The organism is Scandinavium sp. (genome assembly GCF_036271055.1).
Classification (GTDB): Bacteria; Pseudomonadota; Gammaproteobacteria; order Enterobacterales; family Enterobacteriaceae; genus Scandinavium.
In genome coordinates this window covers 79,357-102,043 of sequence record NZ_DATBBJ010000031.1, presented here as the reverse complement: position 1 = coordinate 102,043, position 22,687 = coordinate 79,357, and the positions used below count along the sequence as shown (strand labels likewise).

Annotated in this window: 17 protein-coding genes and 1 riboswitch; of the genes, 9 read left to right on the top strand and 8 right to left on the bottom strand. The window is 53.8% G+C overall.

Annotated features, from left to right (window positions below; genetic code table 11):
• Window positions 1–40 precede the first annotated feature (40 nt).
• On the bottom strand, window positions 41–877 hold the full coding sequence (gene iclR / locus VH187_RS04830; protein ID WP_329700354.1) for a glyoxylate bypass operon transcriptional repressor IclR: 837 nt from the start codon (window positions 875–877) through the stop codon (window positions 41–43).
• A 182-nt stretch (window positions 878–1,059) separates the two neighbouring features.
• On the opposite strand from iclR, the gene metH reads away from it, so the two are divergent.
• From metH to rluF, 3 genes are all read left to right on the top strand, one after another.
• Window positions 1,060–4,743, top strand: coding sequence for a methionine synthase (gene metH, locus VH187_RS04825; RefSeq protein WP_329700353.1), 3,684 nt, complete (start codon window positions 1,060–1,062; stop codon window positions 4,741–4,743).
• 858 nt (window positions 4,744–5,601) lie between these two features.
• Entirely contained in the window at window positions 5,602–7,233 is a 1,632-nt protein-coding gene (locus VH187_RS04820; protein WP_329700352.1) for a Na/Pi cotransporter family protein, read from the top strand.
• A gap of 84 nt (window positions 7,234–7,317) precedes the next feature.
• Complete coding sequence (gene rluF, locus VH187_RS04815; protein ID WP_329700351.1) at window positions 7,318–8,199, top strand: 23S rRNA pseudouridine(2604) synthase RluF; 882 nt, start codon at window positions 7,318–7,320, stop codon at window positions 8,197–8,199.
• Window positions 8,200–8,251: 52 nt separating this feature from the next.
• On the opposite strand, the gene VH187_RS04810 is transcribed toward rluF, so the two are convergent.
• The 6 genes from VH187_RS04810 to VH187_RS04785 form a co-directional block, all read right to left on the bottom strand.
• On the bottom strand, window positions 8,252–8,524 hold the full coding sequence (locus tag VH187_RS04810) for a YjbD family protein (RefSeq protein ID WP_329700350.1): 273 nt from the start codon (window positions 8,522–8,524) through the stop codon (window positions 8,252–8,254).
• 69 nt (window positions 8,525–8,593) lie between these two features.
• Entirely contained in the window at window positions 8,594–8,875 is a 282-nt protein-coding gene (locus VH187_RS04805; RefSeq protein WP_329700349.1) for an addiction module antidote protein, read from the bottom strand.
• Entirely contained in the window at window positions 8,868–9,185 is a 318-nt protein-coding gene (locus tag VH187_RS04800; RefSeq protein ID WP_329700348.1) for a type II toxin-antitoxin system RelE/ParE family toxin, read from the bottom strand. The genes VH187_RS04805 and VH187_RS04800 overlap by 8 nt, the downstream gene beginning before the upstream one ends.
• Before the next feature lie 187 nt (window positions 9,186–9,372).
• A complete protein-coding gene (gene panS / locus VH187_RS04795) occupies window positions 9,373–10,314 on the bottom strand; it encodes a ketopantoate/pantoate/pantothenate transporter PanS (RefSeq protein WP_329700347.1) in 942 nt (313 codons plus the stop codon).
• 290 nt (window positions 10,315–10,604) lie between these two features.
• A complete protein-coding gene (lysC, locus tag VH187_RS04790) occupies window positions 10,605–11,966 on the bottom strand; it encodes a lysine-sensitive aspartokinase 3 (RefSeq protein ID WP_329700346.1) in 1,362 nt (453 codons plus the stop codon).
• A gap of 79 nt (window positions 11,967–12,045) precedes the next feature.
• Window positions 12,046–12,240, bottom strand: a riboswitch (Lysine riboswitch).
• 57 nt (window positions 12,241–12,297) lie between these two features.
• On the bottom strand, window positions 12,298–14,085 hold the full coding sequence (locus VH187_RS04785) for a cation:proton antiporter (protein WP_329700345.1): 1,788 nt from the start codon (window positions 14,083–14,085) through the stop codon (window positions 12,298–12,300).
• Window positions 14,086–14,281: 196 nt separating this feature from the next.
• Between VH187_RS04785 and pgi the strand changes: the two genes are divergently transcribed.
• Complete coding sequence (pgi, locus tag VH187_RS04780; protein ID WP_329700344.1) at window positions 14,282–15,931, top strand: glucose-6-phosphate isomerase; 1,650 nt, start codon at window positions 14,282–14,284, stop codon at window positions 15,929–15,931.
• 274 nt (window positions 15,932–16,205) lie between these two features.
• Here pgi and VH187_RS04775 read toward each other — a convergent pair whose 3' ends face one another.
• Entirely contained in the window at window positions 16,206–17,627 is a 1,422-nt protein-coding gene (locus tag VH187_RS04775) for an L-fucose/L-arabinose isomerase family protein (RefSeq protein WP_329700343.1), read from the bottom strand.
• A gap of 513 nt (window positions 17,628–18,140) precedes the next feature.
• On the opposite strand from VH187_RS04775, the gene yjbE reads away from it, so the two are divergent.
• The 5 genes from yjbE (at window position 18,141) to psiE (ending at window position 22,499) form a co-directional block, all read left to right on the top strand.
• Window positions 18,141–18,383, top strand: a complete 243-nt coding sequence (gene yjbE, locus VH187_RS04770) for an exopolysaccharide production protein YjbE (RefSeq protein ID WP_329700342.1) — start codon at window positions 18,141–18,143, stop codon at window positions 18,381–18,383.
• A gap of 65 nt (window positions 18,384–18,448) precedes the next feature.
• Entirely contained in the window at window positions 18,449–19,087 is a 639-nt protein-coding gene (locus tag VH187_RS04765) for a YjbF family lipoprotein (protein ID WP_329700341.1), read from the top strand.
• Window positions 19,084–19,824 (top strand): capsule biosynthesis GfcC D2 domain-containing protein, encoded by a 741-nt coding sequence (locus VH187_RS04760; protein ID WP_329700340.1) that lies wholly within the window; start codon window positions 19,084–19,086, stop codon window positions 19,822–19,824. The genes VH187_RS04765 and VH187_RS04760 overlap by 4 nt, the downstream gene beginning before the upstream one ends.
• The gene (locus tag VH187_RS04755; RefSeq protein ID WP_329700339.1) at window positions 19,821–21,917 is read left to right on the top strand and encodes a YjbH domain-containing protein; all 2,097 of its coding nucleotides are present in this window, start codon (window positions 19,821–19,823) and stop codon (window positions 21,915–21,917) included. The genes VH187_RS04760 and VH187_RS04755 overlap by 4 nt, the downstream gene beginning before the upstream one ends.
• 171 nt (window positions 21,918–22,088) lie before the next feature.
• Window positions 22,089–22,499 (top strand): phosphate-starvation-inducible protein PsiE, encoded by a 411-nt coding sequence (gene psiE / locus VH187_RS04750; RefSeq protein ID WP_329700338.1) that lies wholly within the window; start codon window positions 22,089–22,091, stop codon window positions 22,497–22,499.
• Window positions 22,500–22,687: the final 188 nt, after the last annotated feature.

Here is a 22,687-nt window from a genome sequence, read left to right as displayed (position 1 = left end):
TTGGAGACCCGGCAACGTTGCGCCGCCGGGCAAAACAACCTTATCGCGTCCCACCGTACGCCAGCGTCACTTCTTTCGCCGCTTTGATCACCAACGCGCCTAACTCCGTAACCCTGTCGTCAGTGACGCGGGAAATCGGTCCGGAAATGGAGATCGCCGCGAAAGGTTCGTGGTGTTCATCATAGATGCAGGCCGCCACACAGCGCAGACCGAGGGCATGCTCTTCGTCATCAAATGAATAGCCGCGCTTGCGGATCTGTGCCAAATCCTCTTTCAGATGTACCGGAGACACCAGCGTCGCATGGGTATACGCATGCAGCCCTTTGCGGTGCAGCAGGCCGCTGACCTGTTCGTCATTCAGTTGTGACAAAAAGGCTTTCCCGGCACCCGAGGCGTGCATCGGCAGTTTGCCACCAATCGGCGCGGACATGCGCATCAGCTGCGTGCACTGCACCTGGTCGATAATAATGGCCTGATGATCGCTCTGATCGAGCACCGCCAGATTGACGGTTTCGCCGGAATCTTCCATCAGCGTGCGCAAAATAGGGTGGACGATAGCCAGTATATTGCGGCTCTGCAGGAAGCTACTGCCGACGATGAACGCATGTGCGCCTACTGTCCAGTGGCCCAAATCTCCTGTCTGACGGACAAACCCCAACTGTTGCATGGTGGTCAGCAAACGGTGTGTGGTGGAGTTCGGCAGGCCAGCCTGCTGCGCCAGTTCGGTCAACGCCACGCTGCCGTGGGATTCTGCAATTGATTCCAGCAGTTTTAGGCCACGTGTCAGCGACTGGACCTGACCGGTTAGTTGAGGGGCGGCTGCGGTGGCGGCAGCACGTGGTTTCTTGCCGCGTTTAGCGGGAACAGTGGCAACCATAACAGCCTCCATTTTCTGTATCGTGGAAATCATTTTCGTTTTATTTGATTATAATGCAACCGTTATCAGAACTGATCGGAGCAGTGGAAGTGAACATCTCTCATGTTCAGCGTGGCTCTCTTTTCCACACTGGTTGATTATGCCACTATGGCTTGTTGATAAGAGCGTTGTCGGGAGTCCGCGTGAGCACCATCGAAAAACAGCTGAAGCAGCAATTAAAAGACCGAATCCTGGTTCTGGACGGGGGCATGGGCACCATGATCCAGAGCTATCGCCTGAACGAAGAAGATTATCGTGGCGAGCGCTTCGCTGACTGGCCCTGCGATGTAAAAGGCAACAATGACCTGCTGGTACTGAGCAAGCCGGAGGTGATTGCCGCCATCCACAATGCCTATTTCGAAGCCGGGGCAGATATCGTCGAGACCAACACCTTTAACTCGACGACCATCGCCATGGCGGATTACCAGATGGAATCGCTGTCGGCGGAAATTAACTTCGCGGCGGCGAAACTGGCGCGCGCCTGTGCCGATGAATGGACGGCGCGCACGCCGAATAAACCGCGTTACGTCGCCGGGGTGCTTGGCCCGACCAACCGCACCGCGTCAATTTCACCTGATGTGAACGATCCGGCGTTTCGTAATGTCACCTTTGATCAGCTGGTGGGCGCCTATCGCGAATCGACCAAAGCGCTTGTGGAAGGCGGCTCCGACCTGATCCTTATCGAAACCGTTTTCGACACCCTCAATGCCAAAGCCGCGATTTATGCGGTGAAAGAAGAGTTGGAAGCCTTGGGTGTCGATTTACCGATCATGATTTCTGGCACGATCACCGACGCCTCCGGTCGCACGCTTTCCGGGCAAACCACCGAAGCGTTCTATAACTCGCTACGCCATGCGGATGCGCTGTCGTTTGGCCTGAACTGTGCTTTGGGACCGGACGAGCTGCGCCAGTACGTGCAGGAATTGTCGCGTATCGCCGAATGCTACGTCACCGCGCACCCGAACGCCGGGCTGCCGAATGCGTTCGGTGAATATGATCTCGATGCCGACACCATGGCGGCGCAGATCCGCGAATGGGCCGAGTCCGGGTTCCTGAATATCGTTGGCGGCTGCTGTGGCACCACGCCGGAACACATTGCGGCGATGAGCCGTGCGGTTGAGGGCCTCGCGCCGCGCCAGTTACCCGAACTCCCTGTGGCCTGTCGTCTGGCGGGTCTGGAGCCACTGAATATTGGCGATAGCAGCCTGTTTGTGAACGTCGGTGAACGTACTAACGTGACCGGTTCCGCTAAATTCAAACGTCTGATTAAAGAAGAGAAATACGCCGAAGCGCTGGATGTGGCGCGTCAACAGGTGGAAAGCGGCGCGCAAATCATCGACATCAACATGGATGAAGGGATGCTCGACGCCGAAGCGGCGATGGTGCGTTTCCTCAACCTGATTGCCGGTGAGCCGGACATCGCCCGTGTGCCGATCATGATCGATTCGTCGAAATGGGATGTCATCGAAAAAGGCCTGAAATGCATTCAGGGCAAAGGCATCGTGAACTCCATTTCAATGAAAGAGGGCGTCGAAGCCTTTATCCATCACGCCAAAAAAGTGCGCCGTTACGGTGCCGCTGTCGTGGTGATGGCATTCGATGAAGTAGGTCAGGCTGACACTCGCGCACGCAAAATCGAAATTTGCCGCCGCGCCTACAACATTCTGACCAAAGATGTGGGCTTCCCGCCGGAAGATATTATCTTCGACCCCAATATTTTCGCTGTCGCGACCGGCATCGAAGAGCACAACAACTACGCGCAGGACTTCATCGGCGCGTGTGAAGACATCAAACGCGAACTGCCGCATGCGCTGATCTCCGGCGGCGTTTCCAACGTGTCGTTCTCGTTCCGAGGCAATGACCCGGTGCGCGAGGCGATCCACGCCGTATTCCTCTACTACGCCATTCGTAACGGCATGGACATGGGCATCGTTAACGCCGGACAACTGGCGATTTATGATGATTTGCCTGCCGAGCTGCGCGAGGGCGTCGAAGACGTCATCCTCAACCGTCGCGATGACGCGACCGAACGCATGCTGGATCTGGCCGAAAAATATCGCGGCAGCAAATCCGATGAAGCCGTTATCGTCCAGCAAGCCGAGTGGCGCGCCTGGGACGTGAAAAAACGTCTCGAATATTCGCTGGTCAAAGGCATTACCGAATTTATAGAACTGGATACCGAAGAAGCACGCCAACAGGCATCACGCCCGATTGAGGTGATTGAAGGTCCGCTGATGGACGGCATGAACGTGGTCGGTGATTTGTTCGGCGAAGGCAAAATGTTCCTGCCGCAGGTAGTAAAATCCGCTCGCGTAATGAAACAGGCGGTGGCGTATCTGGAACCGTACATCGAGGCCAGCAAAGAGAAAGGCCAGACCAACGGCAAAATGGTCATCGCCACCGTGAAAGGCGACGTGCACGACATCGGCAAAAATATTGTCGGCGTGGTACTGCAATGTAACAACTACGAAATTATCGATCTTGGCGTGATGGTGCCGACGGACAAAATCCTCAAAACCGCGCGCGAAGTGAATGCTGACCTGATTGGCCTTTCCGGGCTGATTACACCGTCGCTGGACGAAATGGTCAACGTGGCGAAAGAGATGGAGCGGCAGGGCTTCACCATTCCGCTGCTGATTGGCGGCGCGACGACCTCGAAAGCGCACACGGCGGTGAAAATCGAGCAAAACTACAGCGGCCCAACGGTGTATGTGCAGAACGCCTCGCGAACTGTGGGCGTGGTCTCTGCACTGCTTTCAGCGACGCAGCGCGATGATTTTGTGGCGCGTACGCGTCAGGAATATGACACGGTACGTATCCAGCATGCGCGTAAAAAACCGCGTACGCCGCCGGTCTCGTTACAGGCCGCGCGCGATAACGATCTGGCTTTCGACTGGGCGAGCTACACGCCACCGGTCGCGCATCGTCTTGGCGTACAGCCTGTCACTGCCAGCATCGAAACGCTGCGTAATTATATCGACTGGACGCCGTTCTTCATGACTTGGTCGCTGGCGGGTAAATACCCACGCATCCTTGAAGATGAAGTGGTGGGCGAAGAAGCGAAACGCCTGTTCGCCGATGCCAATGAAATGCTCGACAAACTCAGCGCTGAAAAATTACTGAACCCGCGTGGTGTGGTGGGGCTGTTCCCGGCTAACCGTGTCGGCGACGATGTCGAAATTTACCGTGATGAAACGCGTACGCGCGTGCTGACAGTCAGCCGTCATCTGCGCCAGCAAACGGAAAAAGTCGGTTTCGCGAACTACTGCCTGGCTGACTTTGTCGCCCCGAAAACGTCCGGAAAAGCCGATTATCTCGGTGCGTTTGCAGTAACGGGCGGGCTGGAAGAGGACGCGCTGGCAGACGCCTATGACGCACAGCACGACGACTACAACAAAATCATGATCAAAGCGCTGGCCGATCGTCTGGCAGAAGCGTTTGCGGAATACCTGCATGAACGCGTGCGCAAAGTACATTGGGGTTATGCCGCCAATGAGAACCTCAGCAACGAAGAACTGATCCGCGAAAACTATCAGGGTATTCGTCCGGCCCCAGGTTATCCGGCATGTCCGGAACACACTGAAAAAGCGACCATTTGGGAGCTGCTGGATGCTGAAACGCATACGGGCATGAAACTCACCGAATCCTACGCCATGTGGCCGGGTGCGTCCGTTTCCGGCTGGTATTTCAGCCACCCGGACAGCAAGTACTACGCGGTGGCGCAAATCCAGCGCGATCAGGTGGAAGATTACGCGTTTCGTAAGGGCATGAGCGTAGCAGAAGCCGAACGTTGGCTGGCCCCTAATCTTGGCTACGATGCCGACTGATTCAAGCAAAAGGGCAGATAATCTGCCCTTTTTTATTTCTCTTATTTAATATTTTTCTACGATACATGTTATTAAGTGATTGGAGTCAATTTTTAGTAAACTAAGTGAGGTTATTTTATATTTCATTAAAGTTATTCAATTATTGATTTCGGAAATATAATGAAGGCAAGCTATAAAGGACATCACTGGAAGTGATGAAGACTATGAATTTAAAAAATAAGATATTCATATTTTGGGGCTGCATGGATGTTTTAGCAGTGCTAACCTATTGCCTCTTATCCTTCTATAAAGGACATGTTCCCTTTTATTCGGATGTGCATCAGTTTTATGGCAACCTTGCTTCGCTGGACGTTAAGGGTTGGGATAGCTTTTATATCCAGGTCTTTTTTGTGTTGAATATCCTGATGCATCTTTCTCTTTTTTATTCTTCATATGCCTTTATGATTAAAAGGGATGTCGCGCTCTCATTCTTTTGCTGTCAGGAATTTTTACGAATCTTTTCTCTAACGTGCTCTCTGACATTTATTCCTTATCTACTGAATTTTATCGATGGTTATCCCTGGTATTTGGGTGTGTCATTTTTTATCTTCTCAGAAATAGGCAAAGTCAGTACATTTTTGTGGTGTAGAAAGTCGTCACAAGCGATCAGTTAAAATTAGAGTCGTTTTTACAGGCGGCATCACTCATCAAAAAGCGCGGCAGGGCGATCGCGAGTTCACAAATCTGTCATCTTTTCTTACAACAAACGAGGCACCTTCACGGTGCCTTGTCTCTTTATTGAACGTAAACCCTTATACTGAAAGAGGGTGAGGATGAAAATCCCATAAAAACGTATAACGATAAGGAGAATAAAAACCCGTGCTAACGTTGTTACACCTGCTATCTGCCGTGGCGCTCCTGGTCTGGGGCACACACATCGTTCGAACCGGCGTGATGCGTGTTTTCGGCGCACGCCTGCGCACCGTGCTCAGCCGCAGCGTTGAAAAGAAACCGCTCGCCTTCAGTGCAGGCATTGGCGTGACTGCGCTGGTGCAGAGCAGCAATGCCACCACCATGCTGGTCACTTCATTTGTGGCACAAGATTTAGTGGCGCTGACGCCTGCGCTGGTTATCGTACTTGGAGCTGACGTCGGGACCGCGCTGATGGCGCGTGTGCTGACCTTCGATCTCTCCTGGTTATCGCCACTGCTGATTTTTATCGGCGTGATTTTCTTCCTCGGGCGCAAACAAACCCGTGCCGGGCAACTTGGGCGCGTGGGGATTGGCCTTGGCCTGATATTACTGGCACTGGAGCTTATCGTTCAGGCCGTCCATCCGATAACCCAAGCCAACGGCGTGCAGGTAATATTCGCCTCCCTGACTGGCGACATTCTGCTGGATGCGTTGATCGGCGCGTTATTCGCGGTGATCACTTATTCCAGCCTCGCCGCCGTGCTGTTGACCGCGACATTAACCGCGACCAGTGTGATTTCCTTCCCGGTAGCGCTGTGTCTGGTGATTGGCGCGAACCTCGGTTCGGGCCTGCTGGCAATGCTCAATAACAGCACCGCCAATGCCGCTGCGCGTCGCGTGGCGCTTGGGAGTTTGCTCTTCAAGCTGGTGGGTAGTCTGATTGTGCTGCCGTTTATCCACATTCTGGCGGACGTCATGGCCCGCTTGCCGGTGGCGAAATCGGAACTGGTTATCTACTTCCACGTGTTCTACAACCTGATCCGCTGTTTGGCGATGGTGCCGTTCGCCGAACCAATGGCACGGTTCTGCAAACGCATTATTGTTGAAGTCCCGGAACTGGATACGCGGCTGAAACCCAAACATCTCGACCCAACGGCGCTGGATACGCCGACGCTGGCGCTTGCCAATGCTGCCCGTGAAACGTTACGCATTGGTGATGCGATGGAAAACATGATGGTTGGCCTGCGCAAAGTCATTCATGGTGAGCCGCGTGAAGAGAAAGAACTGCGTAAAATCGCGGATGATGTAAACGTGCTGTACACCGCCATCAAACTCTATCTGGCCCGAATGCCGAAAGATGAACTGGCGGAAGAGGAGTCGCGGCGTTGGGCGGAAATCATCGAGATGTCGCTGAACCTTGAACAGGCGTCCGACATCATCGAGCGCATGGGCAGTGAAATCGCCGACAAATCGCTGGCCGCGCGCCGTGCATTTTCCGTCGAAGGGCTGAAAGAGCTGGATGGTTTGTACGATCAACTGCTCAGCAACCTGCAACTGGCAATGTCGGTGTTCTTCTCCGGCGACGTCGATAGCGCTCGTCGTCTGCGCCGCAACAAGCACCGTTTCCGCATCATGAACCGTCGCTATTCGCATGCGCATGTCGACCGATTGCATCAGCAAAACGTGCAAAGCATCGAAACCAGTTCGCTGCACTTGGGGCTGTTAGGGGATATGAAGCGCCTAAATTCACTGTTTTGTGCCGTGGCTTATAGTGTGATGGAGCAGCCGGACGAAGACGACGACCGCGACGATTATTAATTTCTGAACTGCCGCAACATCAGGCCGATAGCTATTTTCTAAGGCTATCGGCCTTTGGTATAGTTCGCGCTTACAGGAGAAACTATGCTGCCGACTCAATCCATCCGATTAAACAAATACATCAGCGAAAGTGGCATCTGCTCACGTCGTGACGCCGACCGCTACATCGAACAGGGCAACGTGTTCATTAATGGCAAACGTGCCGTGGTGGGCGATCAGGTCGTCGTAGGCGATGTCGTGAAGGTCAACGGCCAGCTGATTGAGCCGCGTCAGGAAGACGATTTGGTGTTAATCGTGTTGAACAAACCCGTCGGCATCGTGAGTACGACTGAGAATGGCGAAAAGGACAATATCGTCGATTTCGTCAACCACAGCAGCCGTGTGTTCCCTATTGGCCGCCTCGATAAAGACTCTCAGGGCCTGATTTTCCTCACCAATCACGGCGATCTGGTGAACAAAATTCTTCGTGCGGGTAACGATCACGAGAAAGAATATCTGGTGACGGTCAACAAACCGATAACCGATGATTTTATTCTTGGTATGGGCAAAGGCGTGCCGATCCTCGGGACGGTGACCAAAAAATGCAAGGTCAAGAAAGAAGCGCCGTTCGTGTTTCGTATCACGCTTGTTCAGGGGCTGAACCGTCAGATTCGTCGCATGTGTGAACATTTTGGCTTTGAAGTCACGAAACTGGAACGTACTCGCATCATGAACGTCAGCCTGAAAGGCGTGCCGTTAGGCGAATGGCGCGATCTGACCGACGACGAGCTGATCGAGCTGTTTAAGCTTATCGAAGATTCGTCCTCCGAAGCCAAACCGGCAAAACCAAAAGCCAAACCGAAAACTGCTGCGACGCCAGCGAAAAAGCCCGCCAGCAGCGGTGGGAAGAATATGGCGAAAACACCTGCCGAATTGGCGAACCGCAAACGTTTTGCGTCGGCGGGGCGCAAGAAGAAAGGGCGTTAATCCCGTTGGAAATCTGCAGGCCTGGCAAGCGAATTACCGCCGGGCTTGTGGGTTATCGTCTTCCGCGTGGGGAAGTATTCGCAGACCAGGAGAATGTGGATTCGGTATCCGGCTTATACGCTTTCTGTTTCTTCTCTTTGCGGACTTTCTTCGCTTCGGCTTCACGCTGAGCCATCAGTTTGTCGATGTATTCTTTCTTCACGTGATTATTTTCCGCATTGGTCAACGTGCGACCGTGGGCAATACGAGCGCGATCGAGCAGCGTCTTCAGCTCGCGCTGTTCACTTTCCGTCATGTCTTTCTGTGTCAGTCGCGCAAGTGCCATGGTAGTGCCTCCGTAGGATTTGCCTTGAGTGTAAAGCAAAAGACCATGAGAGAAACGAAGGTTTTTGAATTATGTATTTTTTATCGTTAAGTCCAAACCCAGTGCTTTCATTACGGCCAGCGTTGTTTTGAGCGTGGGATTACCTTTATCGCTGAAAGAACGGTAGAGCTGTTCGCGTGAAAGCCCTGTTTCAGCGGCGACTGTCGCCATTCCTTTAGCACGGGCAACAATACCCATGGCTTTTGCAATATAGGCGGCGTCACCGGTTTCCATGGCGTCAGCCATGAACACAGCGATTTCTTCTTCATTGATTAGCGCGTCGGCTGGGTCGTAAACGGTTAATTTAATCATGTGGTTGATCCTCATTTTCATTACATGCTCGAGCGAGTATTTTGGCTTCAGCAATATCGCGATCTTGGCTATTTTTGTCCCCTCCACAGAGTAAAAGAAGAACAATATTACCTCTTTGCTGGAAGTAAACACGGTATCCTGGGCCGTGGTGGATGCGTAACTCACTGATCCCTTCTCCTACGGGTCTGGCATCCCCGAAGAGTCCATTTGCGAGCCGGGATAGCCGAGTGGAAATCAACGTCTTCGCTCGGTGATCCCTGAGACCTGATATCCACTTCTGAAACGCTGGCGTTTGCAGGATTGTTTTCATATCCTTCCTTGTATTTTATAAACTACTTAAAATAATGCAAGAGAAGGGGCAGGGATAAAATCTAATTTATTAAATGACGAGGGAATTTTGCACTTTTGGAAGGCTGTACGCAGAGATTCTGCAAATAACGAAGGTATTACAGGGAAGGAAAAACGCACAGCCTCTCCCGAAGCCATGCGTGTCTGAATTAACTCTCTTTTGCCACGGCGATTTTCTGTTTACTCACTGGTTTACCGGACCAGTATCCCGCCAGTAGCGAGCCAGAAAGGTTGTGCCAGACGGAGAACAGCGCGCCGGGCAGGGCGGCGAGTGGGCCGAAGTAGATTTTGCCCAGTGCGGCGGCGAGGCCGGAGTTTTGCATCCCGACTTCGATGGCCAACGTGCGGCAGGTGGATTCGTCGAAGCCAAACAGGCGTCCGCCCCAGTAACCGCCGAGCAGGCCGATCGCGTTGTGCAGAATCACCGCCAAAATCACGACAAACCCGACGGACGCGATATGCGACGCGGAGCCCGCCACCACTGCGCTGATGATCGCCAGAATACAGACCATCGAGAACGCAGGCAGATACGGTTCCACCGCTTTTACTACGCGCGGCAGCAGATGATGCACCACCAGTCCAAGCGCAATCGGGATGACTACGATTTGCAGAATACTGAGCAGCATCCCCATCACGTCTACCTTAATACGGGTGTCCACGAACAGGCGCGTCAGCAGTGGCGTGGCGACAACACCCACCAGAGTGGAAACCGACGAAATCGTGACGGAGAGCGCCACGTCGCCTTTTGCCAGAAAAATCATCACATTCGACGCGGTACCGCTGGCAACGCTACCAACCAGCACCATCCCGGCAGATAACTCCGGCGGCATGTGGAACAGCATCGCCAGTAGCCACGCCGCGAGCGGCATCACCAGATAATGCAGGAAAATACCCGCCGCGACGGGGGCCGGGCGCGACAGCACGCGTTTGAAATCGTCGATTTTCAGGTGCACGCCCATGCCGAACATAATCAGCATCAGCAGCGTGGTTACCCACGGGCCAATCGGTGTGAAGGTGGTGGGCGTTTTATACGCAAGAATAGAGAGCAGTACGGCCCATAACGGGAACAGCCGCGTGAGGATGGCGAGCATATTGTATTCCTTGCAAACGTTGTGTTGTTTTTACCCGTCATACTTCAAGCTGTAGCCGCGTTGGCTGCACTCACAAACCTCAGTCACTTACTCAAGTAAGTTCCTGAGGATTGAATGAGAGACCTCCTGTCTCTCACCATAGGCCAGCCTTTGGCTGGTCAAATTCGTTCCAGACGAATTTGTCACTCCCTTGCCGCCTTGCTACAACTCGAATTATTTAGGCTAATTTTGATTATAAAAAAGCCGGGTTCGAGCCCGGCTATAGGTATTGTTTATCCTGCTAAGGATAATTATTCAAACAAATTATGATGAAGTTTTTGCACGACTTCTTCCGCTTCGCCACCCGGCACGAGGAAGCACAGGTTATGGCTGGACGCGCCATAGCAAATCATACGGATATTGAACGGTTCGAGTACGCCAAACACTTCTTTGCCCACGCCGCAGGCTTTTGACAGATCATTGCCAATCAGCGCGACCAACGCCAGGTTCTCTTCCACTTCCACGCGGCACAGTGCAGACAGCTCAATCAGCAGGGACTGCGTCAGCAGCGTGTCGCTGGTGGCGGTGGAGCCGGTGGTGTCGAGCGTCAACGCGATACTCACTTCTGAGGTCGTGATCAAGTCGACCGAAATATTGTGACGCGCCAGAATACCGAACACTTCCGCGAGGAAACCACGTGAATGCAGCATGTTGAGGCTGTGTAAGGTAAGCAGAGTTTGTTTACGACGCAAGGCTAAGGCGCGGAACAGCGGCGGGTTTTCGGTTTTGTTGCACACCAGCGTGCCGCCTGCTTTCGGATCTTTGCTGGAGCCGACAAACACCGGAATATCGCTGCGCACCGCAGGCAATAGTGTCGCCGGATGCAGCACTTTTGCGCCAAATGTCGCCAGTTCGGCGGCTTCTTCAAACGCAATTTCGTCAATACGATGTGCGGCAGGCACGACGCGCGGGTCGGTGGTGTAAATGCCTGGTACATCGGTCCAGATATCCACGCGAGAAGCATCCAGCGCTTCGCCCAGCAGCGCGGCGGTGTAATCGCTGCCGCCACGGCCCAGCGTTGTGGTACGGCCTTTAGATTCGCTTCCGATAAAGCCCTGAGTGATCACCAGACCTTCTTCCAGACGAGGGGCAAGTTGCTGACGGGTCAGTTCCGCCAGCGCGGCGACGTCCGGCTCGGCACGGCCAAAGCGATCGCTGGTGCGCATAACTTTGCGCACGTCAAACCATTGGGCCTGGACGTTACGCTCACGCAGGATCTCAACAAACAGCAGCGTGGACATCAGTTCACCATGGCTGACCAGTTCATCGGTCAGCGCGGTTGACGTCGCAAGCGAAGCCGCTTCCGCCAGCGTGGTGATGTTCTCCAGCAGGCGTTCCACTTCTTCGCGAATCACATTCGGGTTTTGCAGGCGTTCGAGAATATCGAACTGAATTTTGCGCAGCGCGTCGAGTTTAACGAAACGTTCGGTGGATCCGAGACCTTCTGCCAGAGCGACCAGCAGATTGGTAACCCCCGCCGAGGCGGAAAGGACGACCAGGCGAGCGCCGGAATCGGTGAGCACCACGTCGGCGCTGCGGTTCATGGCATCGTAATCGGCTACGCTGGTACCGCCAAATTTGGCTACAACCAGCGGGGAAACTGCATGTGTCATAAAAACCTCGTGTCAGGGAATTAAATTCTCAGCCTTGGCACAAGGGAAGAGCGGAAGGGTAGACGTAGAAAGCTACAGTTCACCCAGAAGCGCTCCACCTTGTGAAGCGCCCGACTGCGGGTCGCTTCCGGTGACAGCCCAAAGGATTCAGCCTCTGTAGCCGATAGTGAACACTGCCAGATGTTCTGCTATCTCGGCATCGCTCCCCATAAAGTGTTGTCTCCGGATTGGCTCCTCAAACACTTCGCCTGGGCGATGCTCCTCTTCTGGCCCACGCACAAGTGCGCGGGTAGGGTTTATAAATAAAGGGTTCTGGGGGGTGTTGTCAATGTTACGATGATGTCGATTTTTCATTTTCAACTATCGCGACCAATGTACACGGCAGCGGTGGAGGCTGGTGACTGTTCATTGTCATCAACACGCCGTCCTCTTTTCGCGCAAACAACGGCGTCGCGCCGGGGTTCGCTTCCCGATATTCTTCCCAACCAAAATTCTCATTCAGTCGGGTGACTTTTACCACCGCGCCTTTTGCCAGCAAACTGCTGAGTCGCGCCCAGGTGAGCTCTTTATCGAACAACCGCTCATGGCGTGTCTCCTTTTCGCTGCGGCCTTTGGTTTCCTGACCAGTACGTATGGAGAACACACGGTTTTCGCCGAAGATGTGTTTAAAGTGCAGCACAGCCAGCGCATTTTGATGGCGGTTTGGCGAAAGCGCGATCACCTGGCGAGTCTCGCTCAGGTTGAGGAAGTTTTCCGCGTGTTCCGACCAGACATTGCCGTAATAGGTTGGTAAACCTTCCATACGTGCGAGACGGTAATATTCCCAGCTGTTATCGCTGAGTTGCACCGGAATATCGAGTTTCTTCAACGCCTGCGCCAGCGTACGGGCGACCGTGTTCGCACCGACAATCAATATACCGCGTGGTTTGCGCTGCTGGACGCCGAGCAGACGCGCCAGCCAGCCGCTGGTGAGGCTTTGCAGCACAACGGTGCCGATGATAATGGCAAAGACCACTGTCACTACCTGCTCGGCCCCATCGTAGCCATCTTTTTGCAACGTCAGGGCGAACAACGCACTGACCGCGGCGGCAACAATCCCGCGCGGCGCAATCCAGCACAGCAGCAGTTTTTCACGCCAGCTAAGGGTTGAGCGCCAGGTTGACGCGAGAATACACAACGGACGTGCAATAAACTGCACCACCAGTAACAAGGCAATCAGCGGCCAGCCCATCGCCCACAACGCCTGAATATCGAGTCTTGCGGCGAGAATAATAAACAGCGCCGACAGCAAAATGGCGGAGAGTTCTTCTTTAAACTCCACAATATCTGCGGTCTCGACTTCTTTCATGTTGGCAAGCCAGATACCGAGAACTGTTACGGCTAGCAGGCCAGACTCATCCGCCAGCGTATTTGAAAGCCCGAAAGTCAGCAGCACAATCGCCAGGACCGCGAAGTTTTGCAGGTAGCCCGGTAGCCAGCCGCGTTTCAGGGCATTGCCCAGCAGGAAACCAAAAATGGCGCCGCTTGCCAGGCCCACTACCAGCGTCTGGCCCAGCATCAGCAGCAGATGCAGCCCGCCGCCTGTCGTCTCATGAATAGTAATGAACTCGAATACCAGTAGGGTAAAAATAGCCCCGACCGGATCGATGACAATCCCTTCCCAGCGTAACACCTGGTTGATGTTCGCAGAGGGGCGTACGACACGCATCAGCGGAGCGATGACCGTTGGCCCGGTTACCACCGTCACCGCGCCAATCAGTGCGGAAATCTGCGGTGTGAGTCCGAGAATGCCCCAACAGGTCAACGAAATAACGGCAAAAGTGATCAGCATCCCGACCGTCACCAGATTGCGCACTACGCCGCCCAGCCCGCGAATTTCATCAAAACGCAGCGTCAGTGCGCCTTCAAACAAAATGATTGCCACCGACAGCGACACCAGTGGGAACAACAGCGAGCCAAAGAGCAGATCGGGATCAAGGATATGTAATACGGGACCGAGCCCTACACCCATCAGCAGTAACGGCAAAATAGCAGGGATACGCAAACCCCAGGCGAGCCACTGCGCCAACAAAGAGGCGATAGCAATGATCACCAGCAGAAACGGGACCGGCAGTTCCATTTTTTCTTTTTCCTTTCATCACGTGTAGCCGTTCGTCTCCCCGGACGGCGTGTGCTCAGAGTATAAACAACAGCGGTGTACTCGGGTTACTCAAGAGATACAAGAAAATGCCTAATGACACAAAAGTCATCACAAAAACCGTCGCAAGCGCTACAATCCACCGAAGTCACATTTTTCAAATCAGAAGAGTATTGCTATGAAAAACATCAATCCAACGCAGACTTCTGCATGGCAGGCATTACAGAAACATTATGATGAAATGAAGGACGTGTCGATTGCCGACCTGTTCGCGAAAGATGGCGACCGTTTCGCCAAGTTTTCCGCAACGTTCGACGATCAGATGCTGGTAGACTTTTCCAAAAACCGTATCACCGAAGAGACGTTAAGCAAGCTGCAAGCGCTGGCGAAAGAGACCGATTTGGCGGGTGCCATCAAGTCCATGTTCTCCGGTGAGAAAATCAACCGCACGGAAGATCGCGCGGTGCTGCACGTTGCGCTGCGTAACCGCAGCAACACCCCGATTATCGTTGACGGCAAAGATGTGATGCCGGAAGTGAACGCGGTGCTGGAGAAGATGAAGCATTTCTCAGAAGCCATTATTTCTGGCAACTGGAAAGGCTACACCGGCAAAGCGATTACTGATGTTGTTAACATTGGTATCGGCGGTTCGGATCTCGGCCCGTTCATGGTGACCGAGGCGCTGCGCCCGTACAAAAATCACCTGAACATGCACTTTGTCTCTAACGTCGATGGCACCCACATCGCCGAAGTGCTGAAAGGCGTGAACCCGGAAACCACGCTGTTCCTGGTGGCATCAAAAACCTTCACCACCCAGGAAACCATGACCAACGCCCATAGTGCGCGCGACTGGTTCCTGAAAACCGCTGGTGATGAAAAGCACGTTGCGAAACACTTCGCGGCGCTGTCCACCAACGGTAAAGCTGTCGGCGAGTTCGGTATCGACACCGCAAACATGTTCGAATTCTGGGACTGGGTCGGCGGTCGTTACTCTCTGTGGTCTGCGATTGGTCTGTCGATCATTCTGTCTGTCGGCTACGAAAACTTTGTTGAGCTGCTGTCCGGTGCACACGCGATGGATAAGCATTTCTCCACTACGCCTGCCGAGAAAAACCTGCCGGTGTTGTTGGCGCTGATTGGCATCTGGTACAACAACTTCTTTGGTGCTGAAACCGAAGCGATTCTGCCGTACGACCAGTACATGCACCGTTTCGCGGCGTACTTCCAGCAGGGCAACATGGAATCCAACGGCAAATACGTTGACCGTAATGGCAACGCGGTGGATTACCAGACCGGCCCAATCATCTGGGGTGAGCCAGGCACAAATGGTCAGCACGCGTTTTATCAGCTGATCCACCAGGGCACCAAAATGGTTCCTTGTGATTTCATCGCGCCTGCCAATACTCATAACCCGCTGTCTGATCATCATCCGAAGCTGCTGTCAAACTTCTTCGCTCAGACCGAAGCGCTGGCGTTTGGTAAAGCACGCGATGTGGTTGAGCAGGAATATGCGGATCAGGGTAAAGACCCGAAAACCCTGGAACACGTCGTTCCGTTCAAAGTGTTTGAAGGCAACCGCCCGACCAACTCGATCCTGCTGCGCGAAATCACCCCGTTCAGCCTGGGCGCGTTGATTGCACTGTATGAGCACAAAATCTTCACTCAAGGCGCGATCCTCAACATCTTCACGTTTGACCAGTGGGGCGTTGAATTGGGCAAACAGCTGGCGAACCGTATTCTGCCAGAACTGAATGACGGGAAAGACGTCAGCAGCCATGATAGCTCGACTAATGGCCTGATTAACCGTTACAAATCCTGGCGCGGCTAAACTCTTCATACTTCAAGCTGCAGGTGTGTTGGCTGCACCTGCTCACCCCAGTCACTTACTTGTGTAAGCTCCTGGGGATGCCCAGGCTTGCCGCGTGAGCGGCCCACTTGGGCCGCCCCCTACGGGGCCAGCGCAAGCGCTGTTCAAAGAGGCTTTGCCTCTTTGTCCTGCAACTCGAATTATGCAGAGTTGCAGGAAGATGTGTTCGTATCTGAGGTTTCAGGTTATTTGGTGTTTCGTAGGCCGGGTCAGCGTAGCGCCACCCGGCAATGCCTCACCCAATCCGCAAACTCTGTATACCCAACAAACGGGCAATCGCCTCAAGCTTTTCTCCCACATGCCCGATCCCAATCGCGCAATGATGCGCCGGACCGCCTTCGCACCAGCGACGGGTAAATTCACGTGCCGATAGCGTAAAGCGATAATGGCTGTTGGTATTGCCGATATCTAACACTTCACCCGGAAGCGCTTCGCCTTCGGCATATTGAAGCGTCACGCTGCCGTCGCGGTGCTCAACGACAGATAAAAACGTCACCGGGCCAGGCTTGACCGTCATCTGAATCGATACGCCTTTGCCCGGTTTACCGTGATACACCGGCAGCGGCACCAGTCGGACTTTTCCTGCCGACATGAGCGGATGCGCCGGGCCATCGTGACCCCACTGCACTGTATCGTTATCAAAATCAATGCCATAAGGCTCGGAGAACGATCCGCCCGCTTTCAACAAACTGAGGATTTTCATCGCAATTACGTTTTTGATTTCGCACTCGCCCGCCACCGGAATATCCCGTTCGGTCAGCAGCGTATTGCCGAGGATCACCGAGGTGATGATATTTTCCTGCGGCGAACCGGATGCCCCTTCGTAGTAATAGGCCATCGCGGCCAGTTGGTGGTGGGCCACCAGTTTATCCAGCGCCACCGATGTGGCGATGGCCCGTTGCAGCTCGTACTCTTCACAGGCTGGATCGATGTTTAACGAATCAGCCACCTGCGCGCGTTTTTGCTGACGCTCCGCGTCCGTAATAGCGGGCAACGTAGCCGCCAGTTCGCACACTTCCAGCACTTTGAAGCGCACGCCAAATTTTGCCGACAGATTGGTCATGTCCGAATACACGTCATACATGCCGTTGTAATAATGGCCAACGATGCCGATGTTGGTGGTTTTCAGTGCTTTGATTGTTTGAGTCGCCGCCAGCCAGTTGTCGATTTCCTGCCAAGCCTGCGGGTCGTCGAGATACCCCGGCACCAGCGTATAACCGAGATTGGCGCGCTGGAATACGTTCACCAGCTCCGGGGCGCTACAGGCCTGACAATGCGCCAGCCATTGCCCGGTTCTGACGCCGCGATCGGGGTGTTTATTGATTGCTTCGCAAGGGACTTTTTTCTCCGGCTGGAGCGCCAGGATCAGCACCGGCACGTTGAGTTGCTGCACCAACGGCAACACGGTGGAACTCAGCGCATAGGTGGTGATGTACAACACCAGCGCATCCACATTTTTGCTGGCGAACAGCGCAGCCGCGTTATCCATGGTGTGTGGGCTATCAACCAGGCCGCCGTTGATCACCGCGACTTCGCGACTTTGCAGTTGATTATCAACGCGCCCGAGAAAGCTTTCGAGTTGTTCGCGCAGCCCGTGAAACTGCGGCCAGTACGTATCAAGCCCAATACCAAACAGACCAACGGTGAATGTTTTCATGACAGATCCTCAGACAAGAACGGCAGAATGCCGACACTTTACGCAGGTGACGGCGCAAAAACCTGCGGCTGATGGACACATCAAAGAGAGCAATGGCAATGTCGTTTAGGAAGGGATTATCCGGATCGCAGAATGCTTATTCTGTTCTCGCCGCATTACTGATAAGTGAAATGAAGGGCATTTAATTTCCCTTTTAAATTTCAGGGAATAAGAAGCGAATCACCGCAGAACTATTCTGCTTTTCCTGTTCAGGTTAATCCTAAAAGCCGTTGTGACCGTAAAGGCATATTTTGATTTTTAGGATTTTCTTGATGTTGTTATTTTTCAATGTAATTGAATTAAAAGGATTTATTAATTATCAGGAATTATTAAATAACGATTTTCTCTCGTTGTCCTAAAACCGACTTGCTTATTTCCTGCGCCGTAATTCGTCTGCTTTAGTTGTGTATACTCGATATCGCCTGAATTTCTCAGGTGAATCTCCATTCATTCAACCAATGAAGGGAAATAGCAATGAAAAAAGTTCTGTATGGCATTTTTGCCATTTCTGCGCTTGCGGCGACGTCTGCTTATGCGGCTCCGGTGGAAACCGGTGAAGCGGCAGGGTCGGCAGCGACGTCTGTGTCTGCGGGCAGTTCCGCCGCAACCAGCGCCAGCGCCGTAAGTTCGGCCGTGGGGGTCGCACTGGCGGCGACCGGTAGTGGTGATGGCTCCAATACTGGAACCACGACCACGACAACCACAAGTACCCGCTAAGTCTCACGGGTCATTAACCCTAACCACACTTCGGTGTGGTTATTTTGCCCCTTCGGAGAAGAGTCGTGAAGCGACCCATTATTATCACCCTTTGCCTGCTGCTTCAGGCTTGTTCTTCCAGTACGGAAGGCGTGGGGAAATCTCTCTGGCACAGCCTGTTCGGCACGCCCGGTGTGCAGCTCACTGCCGACGATATTCAGAATATGCCTTACGCCAGCCAATATATGCAGCTCAATAACGGCCCGCAGCTGTTTGTGGTTCTCGCCTTTGCCGAAAACGGTCAACAGAAATGGGTGACGCAGGATCAGGCGACCGTGGTGACGCAGCACGGGCGAATCGTGAAAACGCTGCTCGGCGGTGACAACCTGCTCAGCGTGAACAATCTCGATGCCGATCCGCTGACGAAGCCAAACCAAATCGTCGATGGCGCAAGCTGGACGCGCACGATGGGCTGGACAGAACACAAACAGGTGCGCTACGCCACTGCGCGATCCGAATTCCACTGGCAGGGCACCGATACCCTGACACTGGCGGGAGACTCCACCGCTGTACGCGTGCTGGTGGAAGACGCCAGTACCGATCAGGCGAGCTGGCAGAACCTTTTCTGGGTGGACAGTGACGGACAAATTCGCCAGTCAGAGCAGTATCTCGGCGCGAATTTCTTCCCGGTGAAAACCACGTTGATCAAGGCGGCGAAGCAATGAAACGACTCTCTCTTGCCGCCCTGATGACGCTGTTTATCGCACCACTGGCCTTCGCCGCTGGCACCGTCGACGTTTACATCAACGGCGCAAAACAAGCGAAAACGCTGACCGACGCCGGACATCTTGCGGATCTGGTGGCTCAGCCGCGACTGGCAAAAAGCTGGTGGCCCGGCGCAGTCATCGCCGAAAAACAGGCCACCGCCGTGGCGCAGCAGCAAAAACAGACGCTCATGACGCAGCTGGCAGCGCTCGTCGCTGACGAAAGCGGGGACGATGCCGCCGCGATCAATGCCGTTCGTCAACAGTTACAGGCGCTAAATATCACGGGCCGACAATTTGTCAGCCTCGATCCGGATCGCGTGCGGCTCGGGCGTCGCGCTAACCCGCCGCTGGAAGGGCAATACAGCCTGTGGGTCGGGCAACAGCCCACCACTGTTACCGTATTTGGGTTGGTCAGCCGCCCCGGAGAAACTGCATTTACGCCGGGTAAAGATGTCGCCGATTATCTCGATGCGATGAGCCTTCTAAGCGGGGCAGACCGCAGTTACGCCTGGGTCATTTACCCCGATGGACGCCAACAAAAAGCCCCGGTCGCGTACTGGAATAAGCGTCATATTGAGCCGATGCCCGGCAGCATCATTTTTGTCGGTTTCGCCGACTCACTTTGGACGAAGAAGTATGACGACCTCAACGCCGCGCTTCTTCGGGCCCTTGCACAGCGGATCCCGGAACAATGAAAAACAGATTTCTCTACAGCCTGCTGGCACTGGGCGTGAGCGCGGCCTGCCACGCAGAAACGTATCCGGCTCCAATCGGCCCGTCGCAATCTGATTTTGGTGGCGTCGGCTTGTTACAAACACCTACTGCGCGCATGGCACGGGAAGGGGAGTTGAGCCTCAACTATCGCGATAATGACCAGTACCGCTATTACTCCGCTTCGGTGCAGCTTTTCCCGTGGCTGGAAACAACGCTGCGTTACACCGACGTGCGTACCCGAGAGTACAGCAGCGTGGAATCGTTCTCCGGCGATCAAACCTACAAAGATAAAGCGTTCGATCTGAAATTACGTCTGTGGGAAGAGAGCTACTGGCTGCCACAGGTGTCTGTCGGCGCGCGTGATATCGGCGGGACGGGCCTGTTTGATGCGGAATATCTGGTTGCCAGCAAAGCCTGGGGACCGTTCGATTTCAGTCTCGGCCTTGGCTGGGGTTATCTAGGCACCAGCGGCAACGTCAAAAATCCGTTCTGTAGCTACGACGACAAGTTTTGCTCTCGCAACAACAGCTATCGTCAGGCGGGGTCGATGGACAGTAGCCAGATGTTCCACGGGCCAGCCTCATTATTTGGCGGTGTGGAATATCAAACGCCGTGGCAGCCGCTGCGCCTGAAACTGGAATATGAAGGTAACGACTACAGTCAGGATTTCGCCGGTAAGCTCGAACAAAAAAGTAAGTTTAACGTCGGCGCCATTTATCGCGTGACCGATTGGGCCGACGTTAACCTCAGCTATGAGCGCGGCAATACCGTGATGTTCGGCTTCACCTTGCGTAACAACTTCAACGATCTGCGCCCGTCGTATAACGACAATGCCCGACCGAAGTACCAGCCGGAGCCGCAGGACGCCATCCTGCAACACTCTGTGGTGGCAAATCAGCTGACCTTACTGAAATACAACGCCGGGTTTGCTGACCCGAAAATTCAGGTCAAAGGTGACACGCTATACGTCACTGGCGAACAGGTGAAATACCGCGATTCACGCGAAGGTATTGAGCGTGCAAACCGTATCATCATGAACGATTTGCCGGATGGCATTAGCACTATTCGCGTGACAGAGAACCGCCTTAACATGCCGCAAGTGACGACGGAAACAAACGTCGCCAGCCTCAAGCGTCATCTGGAAGGCGAACCGCTGGGCAATGAAACGGAACTGGTGCAACAACGTGTCGCGCCAGTCGTGCCGGATAAAACCGAGCAGGGCTGGTACATCGACAAATCGAGCTTTGATTTCCATATCGACCCGGTGCTTAGCCAGTCGATTGGCGGGCCAGAAAGTTTCTACATGTACCAGCTGGGCGTGATGGCGACCGCCGACTGGTGGGTGACGGATCATTTGCTAACGACCGGCAGTCTGTTCGGCAACATCGCCAATAACTACGACAAATTTAATTACACCAACCCGCCGAACGACTCAACGCTGCCACGCGTGCGTACTCATGTGCGTGAATACGTTGAAAACGATGTGTACGTGAATAACCTGCAAGCCAACTATCTCCAGTATCTGGGCAATGATTTTTACGGGCAGGTATACGGCGGTTATCTGGAAACCATGTACGGCGGCGTGGGCGCGGAAGTGCTGTATCGCCCGGTGGACAGCAATTGGGCGTTTGGGGTTGATGCCAACTACGTGAAACAGCGTGACTGGCAAAGCTCGATGGACATGATGAAATTCACCGATTACAGCGCCAATGTCGGGAACCTGACGGCGTACTGGACGCCTTCGTTCGCACAAGATGTGCTGATCAAAGCCAGCGTCGGGCAATATCTGGCGGGCGATAAAGGCGGCACGCTGGAAGTGTCGAAACACTTCGACAGCGGTGTGGTTGTGGGGGCGTATGCGACCATTACCAATGTTTCAGCGGATGAATACGGCGAAGGTGATTTCACTAAAGGCGTGTATGTTTCCGTGCCGCTGGACCTGTTCTCGTCCGGCCCAAGCCGCAGTCGTGCAGCGATTGGCTGGACGCCGCTGACGCGTGACGGTGGTCAGCAATTGGGTCGTAAATTCCAGCTCTATGACATGACCAGCGATCGCAGCCAGAACTTCCGTTGATGCGCTGTGCCGGGCGGCACTGTGCTTGTCCGGCCTACAAAACCGTAGGCACGGTAAGCGCAGCGCCACCGGGCGATTCCTCTGGTTTGCACAAAACATAAACAAAAAATGTAGATCTCCGTCACATTTTTGCGTTATACAGAGATCTCGCCATCACGAAGGAGGTACTGCATGACGTCGCTCACTCCTCCGCGCGTAGAGTTTATCTCCACTGTTTTGCAAACCGTGTTGAATCTGGGTCTGCTCAGTCTGGGCCTGATCCTGGTGGTTTTCCTCGGTAAAGAGACCGTGCATCTGGCCGACGTCTTGTTCGCGCCAGAGCAAACCAGCAAGTATGAGCTGGTGGAAGGGCTGGTCGTTTACTTCCTCTATTTCGAGTTTATCGCCCTGATTGTGAAATACTTTCAGTCTGGGTTTCACTTCCCGCTACGCTACTTTGTCTATATCGGGATCACCGCCATCGTGCGGCTGATCATCGTCGATCACAAATCCCCTCTTGATGTACTGATCTATTCAGCCGCGATCTTATTGCTGGTGATCACCTTGTGGCTGTGTAATTCCAAGCGTCTGAAGCGTGAATAAAAAAATGGCGCTCCGGGGAGCGCCAAACAACAGTCACAATAGGATTAATACAAGTTTGAGGATAACAGTGGCATTACAGTGGCATTGCCCGTCATCTTTCGGGTTATGGCGGCGTTGGTTTCCTTCACTCACCCCAGTCACTTACTTAAGTAAGCTCCCGGGGATTCACTCAGTCACCATCTTGCCCT

Excerpts from the sequence above, each read along its gene's own strand:
- VH187_RS04775 (WP_329700343.1), bottom strand. The coding sequence starts at position 17,627 with ATGAAAACATTCACCGTTGGTCTGTTTGGTATTGGGCTTGATACGTAC.
- iclR (WP_329700354.1), bottom strand. The coding sequence starts at position 877 with ATGGTTGCCACTGTTCCCGCTAAACGCGGCAAGAAACCACGTGCTGCC.
- yjbE (WP_329700342.1), top strand. The coding sequence starts at position 18,141 with ATGAAAAAAGTTCTGTATGGCATTTTTGCCATTTCTGCGCTTGCGGCG.
- VH187_RS04805 (WP_329700349.1), bottom strand. The coding sequence starts at position 8,875 with ATGATTAAATTAACCGTTTACGACCCAGCCGACGCGCTAATCAATGAA.
- VH187_RS04810 (WP_329700350.1), bottom strand. The coding sequence starts at position 8,524 with ATGGCACTTGCGCGACTGACACAGAAAGACATGACGGAAAGTGAACAG.
- pgi (WP_329700344.1), top strand. The coding sequence starts at position 14,282 with ATGAAAAACATCAATCCAACGCAGACTTCTGCATGGCAGGCATTACAG.
- VH187_RS04760 (WP_329700340.1), top strand. The coding sequence starts at position 19,084 with ATGAAACGACTCTCTCTTGCCGCCCTGATGACGCTGTTTATCGCACCA.
- VH187_RS04755 (WP_329700339.1), top strand. The coding sequence starts at position 19,821 with ATGAAAAACAGATTTCTCTACAGCCTGCTGGCACTGGGCGTGAGCGCG.
- rluF (WP_329700351.1), top strand. The coding sequence starts at position 7,318 with ATGCTGCCGACTCAATCCATCCGATTAAACAAATACATCAGCGAAAGT.
- lysC (WP_329700346.1), bottom strand. The coding sequence starts at position 11,966 with ATGACACATGCAGTTTCCCCGCTGGTTGTAGCCAAATTTGGCGGTACC.
- panS (WP_329700347.1), bottom strand. The coding sequence starts at position 10,314 with ATGCTCGCCATCCTCACGCGGCTGTTCCCGTTATGGGCCGTACTGCTC.
- VH187_RS04785 (WP_329700345.1), bottom strand. The coding sequence starts at position 14,085 with ATGGAACTGCCGGTCCCGTTTCTGCTGGTGATCATTGCTATCGCCTCT.
- psiE (WP_329700338.1), top strand. The coding sequence starts at position 22,089 with ATGACGTCGCTCACTCCTCCGCGCGTAGAGTTTATCTCCACTGTTTTG.
- VH187_RS04800 (WP_329700348.1), bottom strand. The coding sequence starts at position 9,185 with ATGAAAACAATCCTGCAAACGCCAGCGTTTCAGAAGTGGATATCAGGT.